The organism is Nocardioides sp. (genome assembly GCF_035503875.1).
In the GTDB taxonomy this organism is placed as follows: domain Bacteria; phylum Actinomycetota; class Actinomycetes; order Propionibacteriales; family Nocardioidaceae; genus Nocardioides.
The window spans coordinates 1-18093 of the sequence record NZ_DATJTA010000090.1 but is presented as its reverse complement, the minus strand read 5'-3'; the positions used below and the strand labels follow the sequence as shown (position 1 = coordinate 18093).

General features: G+C 72.3%; 13 protein-coding genes. 7 read left to right on the top strand and 6 right to left on the bottom strand.

What is annotated here, in order from left to right; all coding sequences use genetic code 11:
• Positions 1-118 precede the first annotated feature (118 nt).
• From VMF51_RS21400 to VMF51_RS21380, 5 genes are all read left to right on the top strand, one after another.
• Complete coding sequence (locus tag VMF51_RS21400) at positions 119-1306, top strand: acetyl-CoA C-acetyltransferase (RefSeq protein WP_325476501.1); 1188 nt, start codon at positions 119-121, stop codon at positions 1304-1306.
• Positions 1290-2249, top strand: a complete 960-nt coding sequence (gene meaB / locus VMF51_RS21395) for a methylmalonyl Co-A mutase-associated GTPase MeaB (protein WP_325476500.1) — start codon at positions 1290-1292, stop codon at positions 2247-2249. The genes VMF51_RS21400 and meaB overlap by 17 nt, the downstream gene beginning before the upstream one ends.
• A 100-nt stretch (positions 2250-2349) precedes the next feature.
• Positions 2350-2511: a hypothetical protein gene (locus tag VMF51_RS21390; protein ID WP_325476499.1), complete on the top strand. Its 162-nt coding sequence runs from the start codon at positions 2350-2352 to the stop codon at positions 2509-2511.
• Between the two features lie 87 nt (positions 2512-2598).
• Positions 2599-3804, top strand: coding sequence for an acetyl-CoA hydrolase/transferase family protein (locus VMF51_RS21385; RefSeq protein ID WP_325476498.1), 1206 nt, complete (start codon positions 2599-2601; stop codon positions 3802-3804).
• Positions 3805-3835: 31 nt separating this feature from the next.
• A complete protein-coding gene (locus VMF51_RS21380) occupies positions 3836-4807 on the top strand; it encodes a co-chaperone YbbN (RefSeq protein ID WP_325476497.1) in 972 nt (323 codons plus the stop codon).
• A 140-nt stretch (positions 4808-4947) separates the two neighbouring features.
• Here VMF51_RS21380 and VMF51_RS21375 read toward each other — a convergent pair whose 3' ends face one another.
• Positions 4948-5841 (bottom strand): LysR family transcriptional regulator, encoded by an 894-nt coding sequence (locus VMF51_RS21375; RefSeq protein WP_325476496.1) that lies wholly within the window; start codon positions 5839-5841, stop codon positions 4948-4950.
• A 73-nt stretch (positions 5842-5914) separates the two neighbouring features.
• Between VMF51_RS21375 and VMF51_RS21370 the strand changes: the two genes are divergently transcribed.
• Complete coding sequence (locus tag VMF51_RS21370; protein WP_325476495.1) at positions 5915-6856, top strand: EamA family transporter; 942 nt, start codon at positions 5915-5917, stop codon at positions 6854-6856.
• On the opposite strand, the gene VMF51_RS21365 is transcribed toward VMF51_RS21370, so the two are convergent.
• The 5 genes from VMF51_RS21365 to VMF51_RS21345 all read right to left on the bottom strand — a co-directional run bounded on the left by VMF51_RS21365 (position 6777) and on the right by VMF51_RS21345 (position 15096).
• Complete coding sequence (locus VMF51_RS21365; protein ID WP_325476494.1) at positions 6777-7541, bottom strand: NUDIX hydrolase; 765 nt, start codon at positions 7539-7541, stop codon at positions 6777-6779. The genes VMF51_RS21370 and VMF51_RS21365 overlap by 80 nt on opposite strands.
• A 172-nt stretch (positions 7542-7713) precedes the next feature.
• On the bottom strand, positions 7714-9903 hold the full coding sequence (gene glgB / locus VMF51_RS21360) for a 1,4-alpha-glucan branching protein GlgB (protein WP_325476493.1): 2190 nt from the start codon (positions 9901-9903) through the stop codon (positions 7714-7716).
• Entirely contained in the window at positions 9900-11327 is a 1428-nt protein-coding gene (locus VMF51_RS21355; RefSeq protein WP_325476492.1) for a maltokinase N-terminal cap-like domain-containing protein, read from the bottom strand. The genes glgB and VMF51_RS21355 overlap by 4 nt, the downstream gene beginning before the upstream one ends.
• A complete protein-coding gene (gene treS / locus VMF51_RS21350) occupies positions 11324-13057 on the bottom strand; it encodes a maltose alpha-D-glucosyltransferase (RefSeq protein ID WP_325476562.1) in 1734 nt (577 codons plus the stop codon). Before treS ends, VMF51_RS21355 begins: the two co-directional genes overlap by 4 nt.
• A gap of 65 nt (positions 13058-13122) precedes the next feature.
• Entirely contained in the window at positions 13123-15096 is a 1974-nt protein-coding gene (locus VMF51_RS21345; RefSeq protein WP_325476491.1) for an alpha-1,4-glucan--maltose-1-phosphate maltosyltransferase, read from the bottom strand.
• 146 nt (positions 15097-15242) lie between these two features.
• Here VMF51_RS21345 and glgP point away from each other — a divergent pair, with 146 nt between their 5' ends.
• Positions 15243-17819 (top strand): alpha-glucan family phosphorylase, encoded by a 2577-nt coding sequence (glgP, locus tag VMF51_RS21340; protein ID WP_325476490.1) that lies wholly within the window; start codon positions 15243-15245, stop codon positions 17817-17819.
• The last annotated feature ends 274 nt before the right edge of the window (positions 17820-18093 follow it).

Here is an 18093-nt window from a genome sequence, read left to right as displayed (position 1 = left end):
CGACCCCTTGTGAGAAGTGCGACACAGGGGGCTTCGCGCTGGCCCTCGCCACCCCCGGGGGGCGTGGGTAGGGTCCGAAGCATCGGCACGTCCGCCCCCATTCCATCCGGAGGAATCCATGTCTAGCGTCATCGTCGCCGGGGCCCGCACCCCGATCGGCCGCCTCTCCGGCGGCCTGAAGGATCTGACCGCCGCCCAGCTCGGCGGCCACGCCATCGAGGGTGCGCTCGCGAAGGCCGGAGTCTCCGGTGACCAGGTCGACTACGTGATCATGGGTCAGGTGATCCTGGCCGGGGCCGGCCAGAACCCCGCCCGCACCGCCGCCGTCGCCGCCGGCATCCCGATGAGCGTCCCGTCGATGACGATCAACAAGGTCTGTCTCTCCGGCCTGAACACGATCGCCCTCGCCGACCAGCTGATCCGCGCCGGCGAGGTGGAGATCGTCGTCGCCGGTGGCATGGAGTCGATGACCAACGCGCCGCACTTCCTGCCGAAGTCGCGCGAGGGCATCAAGTTCGGCGACGTGAAGCTCGTCGACTCGATGGCGTACGACGCGCTGTTCGACCAGGTCACCAGCCAGGCCATGGGGATGCTGACCGAGGAGCGCAACGGCGCGTCGGAGAACCTGACCCGGGCCGAGCAGGACGAGTTCGCGGCCCGCTCGCACCAGAAGGCCGCGGCCGCCTGGAAGAACGGCGTCTTCGACGACGAGGTCGTGCCGGTCTCGATCCCGCAGCGCAAGGGCGACCCGGTCGTCGTCTCCACCGACGAGGGCGTGCGGGGCGACACCACCGCCGAGTCGCTCGGCAAGCTGCGCCCGGCGTTCTCCAAGGACGGCACCATCACCGCCGGCTCCTCCTCCCAGATCTCCGACGGCGCCGCCGCGGTCGTGGTGATGAGCAAGGCCAAGGCCGAGGAGCTCGGCCTGGAGTGGCTCGCCGAGATCGGCGCGCACGGCCAGGTCGCCGGTCCCGACTCCACCCTCCAGCTGCAGCCGGCGGCCGCGACCGCGAAGGCGTGCGAGAAGGAGGGCATCGCCCCGACCGACCTCGACCTCGTGGAGTTCAACGAGGCCTTCGCCGCGGTCGGCATCTCCTCGGCCCGCGAGCTCGGCCTCGACGACGAGAAGGTCAACGTCAACGGCGGCGCGATCGCCCTCGGTCACCCGGTCGGCATGTCCGGCACCCGCGTCGTGCTGCACCTCGCCCTGGAGCTCCAGCGCCGCGGTGGCGGCGTCGGAGCGGCCGCCCTGTGCGGCGGCGGCGGTCAGGGCGACGCGCTGATCGTGCGTGTCCCGAAGAAGTAACGCCTCCGCCACGGACCTCGTCGCGCGCGCTCGCGCCGGCGAGGTCCGTGCCGTTGCGCGCCTGGTCTCCCTCGTCGAGGACGAGTCGCCCCTGCTGCGCGAGGTGACGGCCGCCCTGGCCCCGCATGCGGGCCGCGCCCACGTCGTCGGCGTGACCGGCTCGCCCGGCGTCGGCAAGTCCACCACCACCAACGCGCTGGTGCGTGAGCTGCGTTCGGCGGGCCGGCGGGTCGGCGTCCTGGCGGTCGACCCGTCGTCGCCCTTCTCGGGCGGCGCCCTGCTCGGCGACCGGGTGCGGATGGCCGACCACGCCACCGACGAGGGCGTCTACATCCGCTCGATGGCCGCCCGCGGCCACCTCGGCGGGCTGGCCTGGAGCACACCGCAGGCGATCCGGGTCCTCGACGCCGCCGGGTACGACGTCGTGGTCGTCGAGACCGTCGGCGTCGGCCAGAGCGAGGTCGACATCGCGGCCCAGGCCGACACCACGCTCGTGCTCCTCGCGCCCGGCATGGGCGACGGCATCCAGGCCGCCAAGGCGGGGATCCTGGAGATCGGCGACGTGTACGTCGTCAACAAGGCCGACCGCGACGGAGCCGACCGGGTCCGCCGCGACCTGCGCTCGATGCTCGACCTCGCGCAGCGCCCCGAGGACGCCTGGCGGCCGCCCGTGCTGGCCACCGTCGCGCAGGCCGGCACCGGCCTCCCCGAGCTGGCCGCCGCCGTCGACGAGCACCGGGACTGGCTGGACTCCACCGGCGAGCTGGTGCGCCGACGTACCCGTCGGGCGCGGCGGGAGATCGAGGCGATCGCCGTCACGGCGCTCCGGTCGCGGTGGGCCGAGGTCGGCGGACGCGCGGAGCTCGACGCGCTCGCCGCGCAGGTGGTGGCGGGGGAGAGCGACCCGTACGCCGCCGCCGACGAGCTGCTGGCCGGCACCTAGGTGGTCTGGACCGGCGCGCCTGCGCCGCTGTCGGCCTGCGCCGCGCCATCCTCGAAGTGCTCCATGTCCTGACTCCGGGTGTCCGAGGATGGTGTCGTCGTTGAAGAGGGCTGTCGTACCGCTGCTCGCCGTGCTCCTGGGCGCCTGGCTGGTCGCCGACCCGCGGGGTCTCGCGGACGCCGCGGGGGCGAGCCGGGACCGGGCCTGGGAGGCCACCGGCGAGGTGCTCTCCTCGGCGGTCACCTTCGTCGGGGAGCGCTGAGGGCGCCGCCGACCGCGGCACGAACGTCCCGCCGGCCGGTGACCCCGGTCCCGGGCGGGAGGTGGACGGCTGTGATGAGATCGAGGCGTGGACCTCGCCCGCGCACTCGAGACCCTGCCCGCCGACCCCCGCGTCGTCGTCACCGGCAACCACGCCACCCCGTGGCACACCCTCGGCCTGCTGGACGCGGCGCTCCCGTCGTACCGGCTGTGGGCGCTCAACGGCCAGCCCGGGCTGCCCGACCGCGACGGGGTGACCCTGGAGTCGTCGTTCGTCGGGCCGGGCCAGCGGCGCAGCCCCCGGCTGCGCTACGTGCCGGCTCGGCTCTCGATGGTGCCGCGGCTCTTCGCCGACCGGCTGCCGCCCGACGTCGTCGTCCTGCACACGACCCGGCCGCGGGACGGCAAGGTGTCGCTGGGGGTGGAGGTCAACGTGCTCCCCGCGGCGGTGGAGGCCTGCCGCCGGCGTGGCGGGATCGTGGTGGCGCAGGTCAACGCGCGGATGCCCTGGACGTACGGCGACGCCGAGCTCGACCTGGACCAGGTCGACGTCCTGGTCGAGGCCGACGAGGAGATGCCGCACGCGCCGCGCGGGGTCGTGGACGAGACCTCGGCGCGGATCGGCGCGCTGGTCTCTGAGCGGGTGGCCGACGGCTCGACCCTGCAGGCCGGGATCGGCGCCGTACCCGACGCCACGCTGCGCGGCCTGGTCGGCCGCACCGGGCTGCGGGTCTGGACCGAGATGTTCTCCGACAGCGTGCTCGCGCTCGAGAAGGCCGGAGCGCTGGACCGCAACGTGCCGATCACCGCGTCGTTCCTGTTCGGCTCGCCCGAGCTGCTGGAGTGGGTCGACCGCAACGAGCGGATCGTGATGAAGCGGACCGAGGTGACCAACAGCCCCGCCCGGATCGCCCAGAACCCCCAGATGGTCAGCGTGAACACCGCGCTCCAGGTCGACCTGTTCGGCCAGGTCAACGCGTCGCGGATCCGGGCGCGCATCCACTCCGGGTTCGGTGGCCAGACGGATTTCTACGTCGGCGCGCTGCACAGCCAGGGCGGGCAGGCGTTCATGGCGCTGCGCTCCTGGCACCCCAAGGCCGACACCTCGACGATCGTGCCGCTGGTCGACGAACCCGTGACGTCGTTCCAGATGAGCGCCATCGTGACCGAGCAGGGCGTCGCCCAGGTCTTCGGCGTCGACGAGCGCGAGCAGGCGCGCCAGATCATCCAGGTCGCCCACCCCAGCGTCCGCGACGAGCTCTACGAGGAGGCCGTCGAGCTGGGCCTGGCGTGACGCGCGTGAGCAGGCTCCTAGGATTGGCCCCATGAGCCAGCAGCCGTTCTCCCGTCCCGGTGCCATCGACCTGTCGGCGCTCCAGCGCCCCGCGCCGAGCGGCCCGCCGACGGGTGCCGGTGCCCCGGGCGCGCCCGCCGGCGGCGCTCCCGGAGCCGCGCCGGTCGGCGGCTCGTCGTACGCCGTCGAGGTGACCGAGCAGAGCTTCCAGGCCGTCCTGGAGTCCTCGATGACCGCGCCGGTGCTGCTCGTCTTCTACTCGCGCACGCGGATGCCCGAGAGCGGCCGCCTGGCCGACGACCTCGCCGTGCTGTCGGGCGAGTTCGAGGGCCGCTTCCTCGCCGGGCTCGTCGACATCGACGCGGCGCCGGGGATCGCCCAGGCCATGCAGATCCCGTCGATCCCGCTCGTGGTCGCGGTGCTCGACGGCCGGCCCGCGCCGCTGCTGCAGGACGCGCTGCCGATGGAGGAGCTGCGCACCGCGCTCACCCAGGTGATGCAGCAGCTCACTGCCCAGGGCATGACCGGTCGCCACCAGCCTCGCGCCGGCGGCCCCGCCGGCGCCGAGGGCGAGGACGCGGAGGAGTACGTCGACCCGCGCTACGCCCCCGCCCAGGACGCCCTTGCCGCGGGCGACGTCGACCAGGCCGTCGCGGAGTACCAGAAGCTGGTCACCGCCAATCCCGCCGACGCCGAGGCGGCCGCCGGGTTGGCCATGGCCAAGGTGCTGCAGCGGGTGCAGGGCGTCGACCTGCAGGGCGCGCGCGCCGCCGCCGCGGACCGGCCCGACGACGTCGACGCGCAGACGCTCATCGCCGACCTCGACCTGTACGGCGGCCACGTCGAGGACGCGTTCGCGCGGCTCGTCGAGCTGGTCCGTCGTACCTCCGGCAAGGAGCGGGACGCCGCGCGCGAGCACCTGCTGGGACTCTTCGCCGCCGTCGGCAACGACGACTCCCGAGTCCTCAAGGGCCGCCAGGCCCTCGCCTCCGCGCTGTTCTGAGCGCGCCTCGCCCGAGCCTGCGAGGGCGAGGAGGCGCGCGCCAGGTCTCTCTCGCCCCGCGGCTGAGGAACGAAGCCGCGACGGGCGTATCGAGACCTCGTTTCGCGTCTGGGTCTCGATACGCCCCTCGTTCCTCGGGGCTACTCGACCACCGAGTTGAGTGCCGTGAGCACCGCGGCGACCGCGGGGGAGTCGGCCATGCTGCGGCGGTGGACGGCGACCACGTCGCGGGTCGGCACCGGGTCGTGGGCGCGCACCGCGACGACGCCGTCGAGCGGCTGGCGGCCGAGCCGAGGGACCAGGGCGATGCCGAGTCCCGCGCGGACCAGGGCGAGGTGGGAGTCGAACTCCATCGCGGTGTGCGCGATCCGGGGGAGCCGGCCGGTGCCGTCGTACATCCGGTTCAGCCACTGACGACAGATGGTGCCCTCGGGGGTGGCGATCCAGCCCTCGTCGACGAGGTCGGCGGGCGTGACCCGGTCGCGGCCGGCGAGCGGGTGCGCGGGGTGCACGATCACGTCCGCGACGTCCTGGGCGACCTGCGTGGTCGCGACGTGGTCGGGCACGGAGATCGCGACGTCGCCCCAGCGGTGGACGACGCCGATGTCGGCCTGCCCGGTGGCGACGAGTTCGACGGTGTCCCACGGCTCGCGCTCGGTGAGGCTCACCGTCAGGTCCGGGTGCGTGGTCAGCAGGTCGTGGACGACCGGCGCGACCAGGCCGCGCATCGCGGTCGAGAACGTCGTGAGCCGCAGGTGCCCCGAGATGGCGCCGGCCTGGCGGTGCAGCCCGGCCTCCAGCTGCTCCAGGTCGGCGAGCAGTCGACCGCCCTCGTCGACGAGGTGGCGACCGTGCCCGGTGAGCATCACCCCGCGACCGACCCGCTCCAGCAGCGGGACGCCCGTCTGCCGCTCGAGCCGTTTGACCTGCTGGGAGACCGCGCTCGGGGTGTAGCCGAGGGCGTCGGCCGCGCCGACCACCGATCCGTGGGTCGCGACGGCGCGGAGGGCGGTGAGGGCGGGAAGGTCGATCATGTAGCGATGCTACAAGGATATGCGCACGAGGATTCGCTGGTGCTTCATGGTTGTGCTCGGAGAGGGTGGCGGGGTGACTCGCCGTGACTCCCTGCTCGCCGCCCTGGTCGCCACCGTCTGGGGCTTCAACTTCGTGGTCATCGACTGGGGGATGGCCGGGGTCCCGCCGCTGCTCTTCCTGGCCCTGCGGTTCGTGCTCGTGGTGTTCCCGGCGATCCTGCTGGTGCCCCGGCCGGCCGTGCCGTGGCGGACCCTGGCGGCTGTCGGGGTGTTCATGTCGATCGGCCAGTTCGGCTTCCTCTACGTCGCGATGGACGCGGGGATGCCGCCGGGGCTGGCCGCCCTGGTGCTCCAGGCGCAGGTGGTCTTCACGATCGTGATCGCCGCGGGGGTGCTGCGCGAGATCCCCACCGCGGCGCAGGTGGCGGGCGTGCTGCTCGGCGTCGTCGGCCTCGTGGTCGTCGGCCTCGGCCGCGGCGGCCACGTGCCCGCGACCGCCCTGCTGCTGTGCCTGCTGGGCGCCCTCTCCTGGGGGATCGGCAACGTCGTCTCGCGGGCCGCCCGGGTGCCCGGCGGGCTGTCGCTGACGGTCTGGTCGGCGACCGTCGTACCGGTGCCGCTGCTGGCGCTCGCCCTGGTCGTCGACGGCCCGTCCGCCGTGGCCGACGGGCTGGCGGCGTTCGGCTGGCAGGCGGCCCTCTCGACGCTCTACACGGCGGGGCTGGCCTCGCTGGTCGGGTACGGCGTCTTCAACTCACTGCTCGCCCGCAACCCCTCGGCGGCCGTGGTGCCGTGGGTGCTGCTCGCCCCGGTCGTCGCGATGATCTCCGCGTGGCTGCTGCTCGACCAGGTCCCGAACGGCGCCGAGGCCGGCGGCGGGCTGCTGCTGGTGGTCGGCGTGCTGGTCGCGCTCCGCTCGGGGCGGCGACCGGCGGCTACGCCCGCCCCGACTCGGTGTACGACGCCCCGCGGCCGTCCAGGCTCGCCAGCGCGGAGTGCACCCGCCGGGCGGTGAAGTCGGCGCACCGCTCGTCGACCTGCTCGAGCGTGCAGAACTCGGCGGTGCGGATCTCACGCTCCTGACGGACCATCTGCTCCAGGAGCGACGCCGGTCGTACGCCGCCGTCGAAGACCAGGCACAGCGCGTCGTCCCAGCCGCTCCACGGCGGCAGCCAGTCGGTCAGCAGGAGCGGGCCGGGGACGAGGGTGAGACCGAGCTCCTCCTCGACCTCCCGCCCCGCGGCGACCTGGGGGGACTCGCCGACCTCGACGACGCCGCCGGGCAGGTCCCAGTCCTGCTTGTAGGTCAACTGGCACAGCAGCACCCGCGCCGACTCGTCGCGCACCAGCAGCTGCGAGATCGCGCGCTTGCGGGGGAGGAACGAGTTGAGCAGCGCCCGGAACCCCTCGGGCTCGTGCGCCGGAAGGTCGCTGGCGAGCCGTGCGTACACGATCCGGTCGGCGGGCTCGCCGTCCACCGTCACGCCGCGCATCACGCCCTCGCGCCGCATCCCCGACCAGGTCGCCACCCGCTGCCCGGCCTCGTCGGCGGGGTCGATCAGCGCCTCGACCCGGGCGTGGTCCAGCAGCGCCGCGACCACCTCGTGCCGGACCACCTCGACGGGTTGCCCGGCGTCCCACGAGATGCGGGCCACCCCGACGGCCACCGTGGTCACGGTCGTCGTCGGCTGCTCGGTCACGCCGCCAGGGTAGTGGGTGGGTGGGGGTGGCTCCGGCAGGCGCGATTGCGGCTCCATCACGGTATGCAGACGACTTCGCGCTGCCCACGGCGTACCCACCGTGGAGAGCGTCGGCTCGTCTGCATACCGTGATGAACCTGCGGCCCCCGAGACCCCCGAGACCCCCGCAGGCTCAGCCCTTCCGCCGGAACCACACCGTCGCCAGCGGCGGTACGACGATGTCGGCGTGCGCGGGCTGGCCGGACCACTCGCCGTCGACGGCGGTGACGGAGCCCAGGTTGCCGACGCCGGACCCGGTGTACGCCGACGCGTCGGTGTTGAGGATCTCCTCCCACTCGCCGGCCTCGGGCAGGCCGAGGCGGAAGTCGAAGTGCGGGATGGCGGCGAAGTTCGACACGCAGGCCACGTCCGGGGCGCCGGGGGAGCGGCGGACGAACGAGAAGACGTTGCGTCCGGCGTCGTTGGCGTCGATCCAGGCGAAGCCGTCGGGGGAGTGGTCCTGGCCCCAGATCGCCTCGGAGGAGCGGTAGGCGGAGTTGAGGTCGCGGACCAGGGTCTGGACGCCGCGGTGCTCGGGGTGGTCGGTGAGCCACCAGTCGAGCTCGCGCGACTCGGCCCACTCCGACTCCTGGCCGAACTCGGCCCCCATGAACAGCAACTGCTTGCCGGGGTGCGCCCACATGAAGCCGAGGTAGGCGCGCAGGTTGGCCAGCTGCTGCCACCGGTCGCCGGGCATCTTGCGCAGCAGCGAGCCCTTGCCGTGCACGACCTCGTCGTGGCTGATCGGCAGCACGTAGTTCTCCGACCAGGCGTACACGAGCGAGAAGGTCATCTCGCCGTGGTGGTACGCGCGGTGCACCGGCTGGTGCTCGACGTACCCGAGCGAGTCGTGCATCCAGCCCATGTTCCACTTGAACCCGAAGCCCAGGCCGCCGTCGGACGTCGGTCGGGTGACGCCCGGCCAGGAGGTCGACTCCTCGGCGATCGTGACGATGCCGGGGACCCGCCGGTAGACGGTCGCGTTCATCTCCTGCAGGAACTGCACCGCCTCGAGGTTCTCGCGGCCGCCGTGCACGTTCGGCGTCCACTCGCCCTCCTCGCGGGAGTAGTCGAGGTACAGCATCGAGGCGACGCCGTCGACGCGCAGCCCGTCGGCGTGGAACTCCTCCAGCCAGTACAGCGCGTTGGCGTAGAGGAAGTTGCGCACCTCGTGACGCCCGAAGTTGAAGATGTGCGAGCCCCACTCCTTGTGCCAGCCGCGCTGGGGGTTGGGGTCCTCGTAGAGCGGCGTCCCGTCGAAGCGCGCCAGCGCCCACTCGTCGGTGGCGAAGTGGCCGGGCACCCAGTCCAGGATCACGCCGATCCCGGCCTGGTGCAGACGGTCCACGAGCAGCCGGAAGCCGTCCGGGTCGCCGAAGCGCGCGTCCGTCGCGAAGTACGACGTCACGTGGTAGCCCCACGAGCCGCCGAACGGGTGCTGCATCACCGGCATCAGCTCGACGTGGGTGAAGCCCAACTCGGAGAGGTACGCCGGCAGCTCGTCGGCCAGCTGCTCCCAGGTCTTGTCCCGCCGCCACGAGGCGAGGTGCATCTCGTAGGTCGACATCGGCGAGGTGACCGGCTGCTTCTCCGTGCGGGCCGTCATCCACTCCTGGTCGCCCCACTCGTAGGTCGACTCGAAGACCTTCGACGCGGTCTGCGCGGGCCGTTCGGCCCACGTCGCCATCGGGTCGGCCTTCTCGCGCCACACGCCGTCGGCGCCGAGGACGGCGTACTTGTACGTCGTGCCGGTCCCGACGCCGGGGACGAACAGCTCCCACACCCCGGAGGTGCCGAGCTGGCGCATCGGGTGCTCGCGGCCGTCCCAGGCGTTGAAGTCGGCCTTGAGGCGGATGGCGCGGGCCGACGGCGCCCACACCGCGAACGAGGTGCCGGTGACGTCGCCGAGGGCGCCGGGGTAGCGGTGCACCCGGGCGCCGAGCACCTGCCAGAGCTGCTCGTGCCGTCCCTCGTTGATCAGGTGCAGGTCCACCTCGCCGAGGGTCGGCAGGAAGCGGTAGGGGTCGTCGACGACCGACGGGCCGCCGTCGTACGCGACGGCGACGCGGTAGTCGGGGACGTCGGGCACCGGGAGCACGCCGACCCAGATGCCCTCGTACTCGTGCTCGAGGCGGGTCTCGCCGTCGGCGTACTGGACGGTGACCGAGGAGGCCAGCGGCTTCAGCACCCGGACGGTCACGCCGCCGTCGTGGGGGTGCGGGCCGAGGACGGCGTGCGGGTCGCCGTGCTCGCCGCGCACGATCTGCGCGAGCTGCTCCCGGTCGACGGGATGGGCGACGGGCTGGGGGGTCGAGGTGCTCATGAGTCTCCGATCCTCGCGATGGCCTCGAGTGGGATGGACACCCACGTCGGTCGGTTGCGGGTCTCGTACACGGTCTCGTAGACGGCCTTGTCGGCGACGTAGGCGTCGAGCAGGATCCGCTGCTCGTCGCTCACCTCGCCGCCGGCGTACGCGACGAGGAAGTGGTTGCGGTTGCGGTGCGCCCACTCCTCGGCCCGGTAGGCGCGCTGGGCGGCGCTCTCGGCGTCGTCCTCGTCGTGGGAGCGCTCGACGACGCGGGGGGCGTAGTCGAAGGAGCGCAGCATCCCGGCGACGTCGCGCCACGGCGAGTCGGGGAGCTGACGCTCGGCCAGCGGCTTGGCCGGCTCGCCCTCGAAGTCGACGATCCGCCAACCCGTGGAGGTGCGCAGGGTCTGGCCCAGGTGCAGGTCGCCGTGGACCTGCTGGACCGAGAGCGTCGGCAGCGCCGCGACCCGGTCGTACGCCGCCCGCAACGTGTCGGCGTGGGCGGCGAGCTCGGGGACCGCCGGGAGCGCGGCGTCGAGTCGGGCCCGCATCGCCTCGGCCAGCTCGCGGGCCGCCTCGGCGCCGCGGTCCTCGGTGGGGAAGTGGGTCGCGAGCGCCGTGTGGACCTCGCGCAGCGCCTCGCCGAGCCGCGACGCCTCGCCGGCGAAGTCGCCGCCGACCTCGTGGGCGTGCAGGTCGGCCTCGGCGAACAGGTCGCGGACGCTGGTCAGGGCGAGGTCCCAGCCGTCGGTGGCGGTGCGCAGGAACTCCTGCAGCATCGCGAGCTGGACGACCTCCCCGGAGGCGGGGTCGCGCCAGTCCACCCAGCCGTAGAGCGCGGCGACGTGCTCGGAGCCGGCCCGGGTCAGCACCTCGTGGACGGTGATGTCGGGGTTGCGGCCGGGGGTGACCTTGCGGAAGAGCTTCATCAGCGAGTCCTCGCCGAAGAGGACGGAGGAGTTCGACTGCTCGCCGGAGAACAGCGCGGAGTGCACGTCGCTGTCGAGCGCGTGTCCGGGCACCCGGTGGAAGCTCAGGCCGCTCGCCGCGTCGGTGACCGTGCCGTCCGGCGACGCCTCGGCCTCGACGAAGGTGCGCAGCCAGCTGGCCATCGCGACCTTGTCGTGCAGCGCGTCGTACGCGTGCACCCAGCCGTGCTCGGGCTCCTCCCACCAGCCGACGAAGGCGTGGTCGAGCCGGCTCTCGGCCTCGGTGTAGAGGGCCAGCGGGACCTGGTAGAGCTCGGTGCCGCCCTCGGGGTCGCCGTACGTCAGCTCGACGAGGTGGACGACGACCCGCGGGCCGTCGTCGACCGCACCGGGGACCGCGCCCAGCCGCTCGACGGCGGTCACCTCGAAGGGACGGCCCTTGCCGCCGAACCAGCGGGTCCGGCCGAAGTACTCGGCGAGGACGTTCGGGTCGATGTGCTCCACCTTCACAGCAGCTGCCCCTCCTCGGGAGTCTCGGGCACGGTCAGCCGGAACCAGTAGAAGCCGTAGCCGGCGAGGGTCAGCAGGTACGGCAGCTCGCCGATCACCGGGAACGGCACCCCGCCCAGCAGCTCGATGGGTCGCCGTCCCTCGAAGCGGCGCAGGTCGAGCTCGACGGGCTGCGGGAACCGGGAGAGGTTGTTGACACAGAGGATCAGGTCCTCGGTGCCGTCGGCGTCGACGTGCTCGCGCACGTAGGAGAGCACGGTGGAGTTCGAGCCGCCGAGGTCGGTGAAGGTGCCGAGCCCGAACGCCGGGTGGTGCCGGCGGGCGTGGATCATCCGGCGGGTCCAGTGCAGCAGCGAGGAGGAGTTCTCCAGCTGCGCCTCGACGTTGACAGACTCGTAGCCGTAGATCGCGTCCTGGACCACCGGGAGGTCGAGCTTGCCGGGGTTGGCCGAGGAGAAGCCCGCGTTGCGGTCGGAGGTCCACTGCATCGGGGTGCGCACGCCGTCGCGGTCGCCCAGCCAGATGTTGTCGCCCATCCCGATCTCGTCGCCGTAGTAGAGGACGGGCGAGCCGGGCAGCGAGAGCAGCAGCGCGTTGAACAGCTCGATCTGGTTGGTGTCGTTCTCCAGCAGCGGCGCCAGCCGCCGGCGGATGCCGATGTTCGCCTTCATCCGCGGGTCCTTGGCGTACTCGCCCCACATGTAGTCGCGGTCCTCGTCGGTGACCATCTCGAGCGTCAGCTCGTCGTGGTTGCGCAGGAAGATGCCCCACTGGCAGTTGTGGGGGATCGCCGGCGTCTGCTCGAGGATCTCCGAGATCGGGAAGCGCGACTCGCGGCGTACGGCCATGAAGATGCGTGGCATCACCGGGAAGTGGAAGGCCATGTGGCACTCGTCGCCGCCGAGCTCGTAGTCGCCGAAGTACTCGACCACGTCCTCGGGCCACTGGTTGGCCTCGCACAGCAGCACCCGGCCGGGGTAGTTGTCGTCGACGAACCTCCGCACGATCTTGAGCGCCTCGTGGGTCTCCGGGAGGTTCTCGCCGTTGGTGCCGGGGCGCTCGTAGAGGTACGGCACGGCGTCCAGCCGGAAGCCGTCCATGCCCATGTCGAGCCAGAACTTCATCGCGTCCAGCATCGCCTCGAGCACCTTCGGGTTGTCGAAGTTGAGGTCGGGCTGGTGGGAGAAGAAGCGGTGCCAGTAGTACTGCTGGCGCACCGGGTCCCAGGTCCAGTTCGACGGCTCGGTGTCGACGAAGATGATCCGCGCTTCCTGGTACAGCTCGTCGGTGTCGGACCAGACGTAGAAGTCGCCGTACGGCCCGTCCGGGTCGGAGCGGCTGGCCTGGAACCACGGGTGCTGGTCGCTGGTGTGGTTCATGACGAAGTCGATGATCACGCGGATGCCGCGGGCGTGCGCCTCGTCGAGGAAGTAGCGGAAGTCCTCGACGGTGCCGATCTCCGGCAGCACGCCGGTGTAGTCGGCGACGTCGTACCCGCCGTCGCGCAGCGGGCTCGGGAAGAACGGCGGGATCCACAGGCAGTCGACGCCCAGCCACTCCAGGTAGTCGAGCTTCTCCACCAGCCCGCGGAAGTCGCCGGTGCCGTCGCCGTTGGAGTCGCGGAACGAGCGGACCAGCACCTCGTAGAAGACGGCCGTCTTGAACCAGTCGGGCGTGGAGTGCGCGGCCGACTCGGCGTCGACGCCGGAGTCGGTGTGACCGTCGACGATCGGGTCCTCGCCCAGCGGGGGGCCGTCCTGCACGGGGGTGGGTCCGGTCTCCTGCTCGGTCTGGCTCACACGGTCCTCCTGACGCTCAGCACGTGGGCGGGCTCGTTGTAGGGATCGAGGCGGACGTAGTTGTGCTGGCCCCAGCTCCAGTCCGCCCCGGTGATCTCGTCGTGGACGACGAGCGAGTCGCCCCAGCCCAGGCCGAGGGCGGGCAGGTCGAGGTGGACCATCGTCTCGCGGGCGGCGTGCGGGTCGAGGTTGACCACGACCACGACCAGATCGTCGCCGGCCTGCTTGGAGAAGCACAGGACGTTCTCGTCGTCGGTGCTGTGGATGGTGACGTTGCGCAGCAGCTGGAGCGCGGGGTGCTCGCGGCGGATCTCGTTCAGCCGGGTGAGGTACGGCGCCAGCGTGCGGTTCTCGCGCTCCGCGGCCTCCCAGTCGCGGATCCGGATCTGGTACTTCTCCGAGTCGAGGTACTCCTCGCTGCCCGGCTTGACCGCCACGTGCTCGAAGAGCTCGTAGCCGGCGTACACGCCCCAGCTCGGCGAGCCGCAGGCCGCGACGACGGCACGGACCTTGAACGCGGCCGGGCCGCCGTACTGCAGGTAGGCGTGCAGGATGTCGGGGGTGTTGACGAAGAAGTTCGGCCGCATCAGGTGGTCGGACTCGCGGGAGAGCTCGGTGAGGTACTCCTCGATCTCCCACTTCGCGGTGCGCCAGGTGAAGTAGGTGTAGCTCTGGTGGTAGCCGATGGCGCCGAGGCCGTGCATCATCGCCGGCCGCGTGAACGCCTCGGACAGGAACAGCACGTCGGGGTCCGTGCGCCGGACCTCCTTCAGCAGCCACTCCCAGAACGCCAGGGGCTTGGTGTGCGGGTTGTCGACGCGGAAGATCCGCACGCCGTGCGACATCCAGTGCCGCACCACCCGGAGCACCTCGCGGCAGATGCCCTTCGGGTCGTTGTCGAAGTTGACCGGGTAGATGTCCTGGTACTTCTTGGGCGGGTTCTCGGCGTACGCGATGGTGCCGTCAGCGCGGGTGGTGAACCACTCCGGGTGCTGGGTCACCCAGGGGTGGTCGGGCGCGGCCTGCAGGGCCAGGTCGAGGGCGACCTCCAGCCCGAGCTCGCCGGCGCGGGCGACGAAGGCGTCGAAGTCCTCGAAGGTGCCCAGGTCGGGGTGGATGGCGTCGTGCCCGCCGTCCTTGGACCCGATGGCCCACGGCGAGCCCGGGTCGTCCGGGCCGGGCGTCAGCGTGTTGTTCGGACCCTTGCGGTTGACCTCGCCGATCGGGTGGATCGGCGGCAGGTAAACCACGTCGAAGCCCATCTCGGCCACGGCGTCGAGCCGCTTCGCGGCCGTGACGAAGGTACCGCTGGTGACCGTGCCGGTCTTCGGGTCCTTGGTGGCGCCCTCGGAGCGCGGGAAGAACTCGTACCAGGAGCCGAACAGCGCGCGGGGACGGTCGGCGTACGCCGGGTAGGGACCCTCGACCGTGACCAGCTCGCGCAGCGGGTGGGCCAGCAACAACGCCGTCAGCTCGGGGGACTGCAGGACCGCGAGGCGGGCCGCGGCGGGCCGGGTGCTGTCGGTGCTCGCCGCAATGGCGCCGGCGAGCAGCTCGTGCGCCGATCGGTCCTTCCGCGGCACGCCGGCCTGGACCCGCTCGAGCAGCAGCCGGCCCTCGGTGAACATCAGCTCGACGTCGATCCCGGCCGGGATCTTGATGCCCGCGGCGTGCTGCCAGGTGCCGATCGGGTCGGACCACGCCTGCACCTCGAAGGTCCAGGCCCCGGGAGCGTCCGGCGTCACCCAGGCGGCGTACCGGTCGGGCACCTCGGGATCCAGGCTCATCCGGACCGGGTCGCGTCGTACGCCGGCGGGATCGGTGAGGACCACCTCGGCGCCCAGCTTGTCGTGACCCTCCCGGAACACCGAGGCGGTCACCGGGAAGGGCTCGTCGACGGTCGCCTTCGCCGGCAGCCGACCGAGGTCGACCACGGGCATGACGTTCATGACGGGGATGCGTCCGACCATTGCTCCAACCTAGCGAGCGGATCTGGCGGGCTGGCAAGTCGTACGGCCGACCCGAGGGCAGCCCTCGAGTACCCACTGCCCGCGGATGGAACCGGACTCGGGCGGAGAGGTTGGATCGATCCAGGGAAGGGGCTAGCGTCGCTCCGGTGCGCGCGATCCGACGATTCACCGTCCGTCCCGTCCTCCCCGCGGCCCTGACGGCCCTGGGCGAGCTGGCCGGGAACCTCCGCTGGTCCTGGCACCCCGAGAGCCAGGACGTCTTCGCCGAGGTCGATGCCGACCTGTGGGAGGCGACGGGCCACGACCCGGTCCGTCTGCTCGGTGCCGTCGGTCGCTCCCGGCTCGACGAGCTCGCCGCCGACGAGGGGTTCCTGGAGCGGCTGCGCGTCGCGCGGGCCGACCTCGACGCGTACCTCACGCAGGAGCGCTGGTACCAGAAGTCGGGAGCGGACGGCCCCCGCGCCATCGGCTACTTCTCGCCCGAGTTCGGCATCACCGCGGTGCTGCCGCAGTACTCCGGCGGCCTCGGCATCCTCGCCGGCGACCACCTGAAGGCGGCCAGCGACCTCGGCGTGCCGATCATCGGCGTCGGCCTGCTCTACCGGCACGGGTACTTCCAGCAGGCCCTGTCCCGCGAGGGCTGGCAGCAGGAGACCTATCCCGTCCTCGACCCCGACGAGCTGCCGATCTCGCTGCTGCGCGAGCCCGACGGGTCGCAGGCGATGATCTCGATCGCCCTGCCCGAGGGACCCGAGCTGCTGGCCCGGATCTGGGTCGCGGGCGTCGGGCGGGTCCCGCTGCTGATGCTCGACACCAACGTCGAGGGCAACCCCGACCACTACGTCGACGTGACCGACCGGCTGTACGGCGGCAACTCCGAGCACCGGCTGCGCCAGGAGCTGCTGCTCGGCGTCGGCGGGGTCAAGGCGCTGCGCGCGTACTGCCGGATCACCGGCCACCCCGAGCCGGAGGTGTTCCACACCAACGAGGGCCACGCCGGCTTCCTGGGCCTGGAGCGGATCCGCGAGCTCACGGTCGCCGAGGACGGCCCCCGCCTCGACTTCGACACGGCGCTCGAGGTCAGCCGCGCCTCGACGGTCTTCACCACCCACACGCCGGTCCCGGCCGGCATCGACCGCTTCCCGCTGAGCCTCATCGAGCAGTACTTCAGCGACGCGGGCGCCACCCCCGGCGTACCCGTGGAGCGGATCCTCGGGCTCGGCCGCGAGGACTACGACGGCGGCGACCCGGCGGTGTTCAACATGGCCGTGATGGGCTTCCGCCTGGCGCAGCGTGCCAACGGCGTCTCCCAGCTGCATGGGGTGGTCTCGCGCGGCATGTTCCAGGGGCTGTGGTCGGACTTCGACGTGTCCGAGGTGCCGATCGGGTCGATCACCAACGGCGTGCACGCGCCGACCTGGGTGGCCCGGGAGATCTTCGACCTCGCCGCCGGCCAGGGGGCGGACCCCGACGGCGACGACACCGACGCGTTCTGGGCCGCGGTCGACAAGGTCCCCGGGACCGACGTGTGGTCGGTCAAGCGGCAGCTGCGCGAGCGGCTGGTCCTCGACGCCCGGCGCCGGCTGCAGCAGTCCTGGGAGAAGCGCGGCGCGGCACCGGCCGAGCTCGGCTGGATCGAGTCGGCCCTCGACCCCGACGTCCTGACGATCGGCTTCGCGCGCCGGGTGCCGTCGTACAAGCGGCTGACGCTGATGCTGCGCGACCCGGAGCGCCTCAAGCGCCTGCTGCTGCACCCCGAGCGCCCGGTGCAGCTGGTGATCGCCGGCAAGTCGCACCCCGCGGACGACGGGGGCAAGCGGCTGATCCAGGAGCTGGTGCGCTTCGCCGACGACCCGGAGGTCCGGCACCGCATCGTGTTCCTGCCGAACTACGACATCGCGATGGCGCAGCCGCTCTACCCGGGCTGCGACGTGTGGCTGAACAACCCGCTGCGGCCCTACGAGGCGTGCGGCACCTCCGGCATGAAGGCCGCGCTCAACGGCGGGCTGAACCTCTCGATCCTCGACGGCTGGTGGGACGAGTGGTACGACGGCGAGAACGGCTGGGCCATCCCGTCGGCCGACGGGATGGAGGACACCGACCGGCGTGACGACCTGGAGGCCGAGGCGCTCTACGACCTGATCGAGCACGAGGTCACGCCGCGGTTCTACGACCTCGACCACGAGGGCGTGCCGACGCGGTGGGTGGAGATGCTGCGCCACACGCTGAAGTCGCTCGGCCCGAAGGTGCTCGCGACCCGGATGGTGCGCGACTACGTCCGGCAGCTCTACGCCCCCGCCGCGGTCACTGCCCGCCGGCTGAACAGCGACTACGCCGGCGCCGTCGAGCTGGCTGCGTGGAAGCGCCGGGTGCGCGCGGGCTGGGCCGGCGTACGGGTGGAGCACGTGGAGAGCAGCGGCGTCGGGGACGCCCCCGAGGTCGGCGCGACCCTGCACGTGCGCGCCTTCGTCGCTCTCGGCGAGCTCGCTCCCGAGGACGTCAGCGTCCAGCTCGTGCACGGCCGCGCCAGCGGCGAGGACGAGATCGTCGACGCCGCCGCCCTCGACCTCACGCTCGCCGAGTCGTACGACGCCGGCCGGCACCGCTTCGACGGCGACCTGGTCCTCGACCACTCCGGCGGCTTCGGCTACACCGTCCGCGTCGTACCCCGCAACGACCTGCTGGCCTCCGTCGCCGAACTCGGCGTCGTCGCCCTCCCCTGAGCACCGGAGGTCGAGCAGCGAAGGCGCTCAGCGCCTGAGCGTCCGTCGAGACCCGGTGAGCCGGCAGCGACGTCGATCACCGTTGCCTGTGGGCTGCGGGGGTCTCGACGGGCGCTCGTCGCTGGCGCTCCTCGCTGCTCGACCTCCGACGGGCGCTCGTCGCTGGCGCTCCTCGCTGCTCGACCTCCGACGGGCGCTCGTCGCTGGCGCTCCTCGCTGCTCGACCTCCGGTTGGGTTCCGGCCGATGACTCTGGTGGTCGAGCAGCGAAGGCG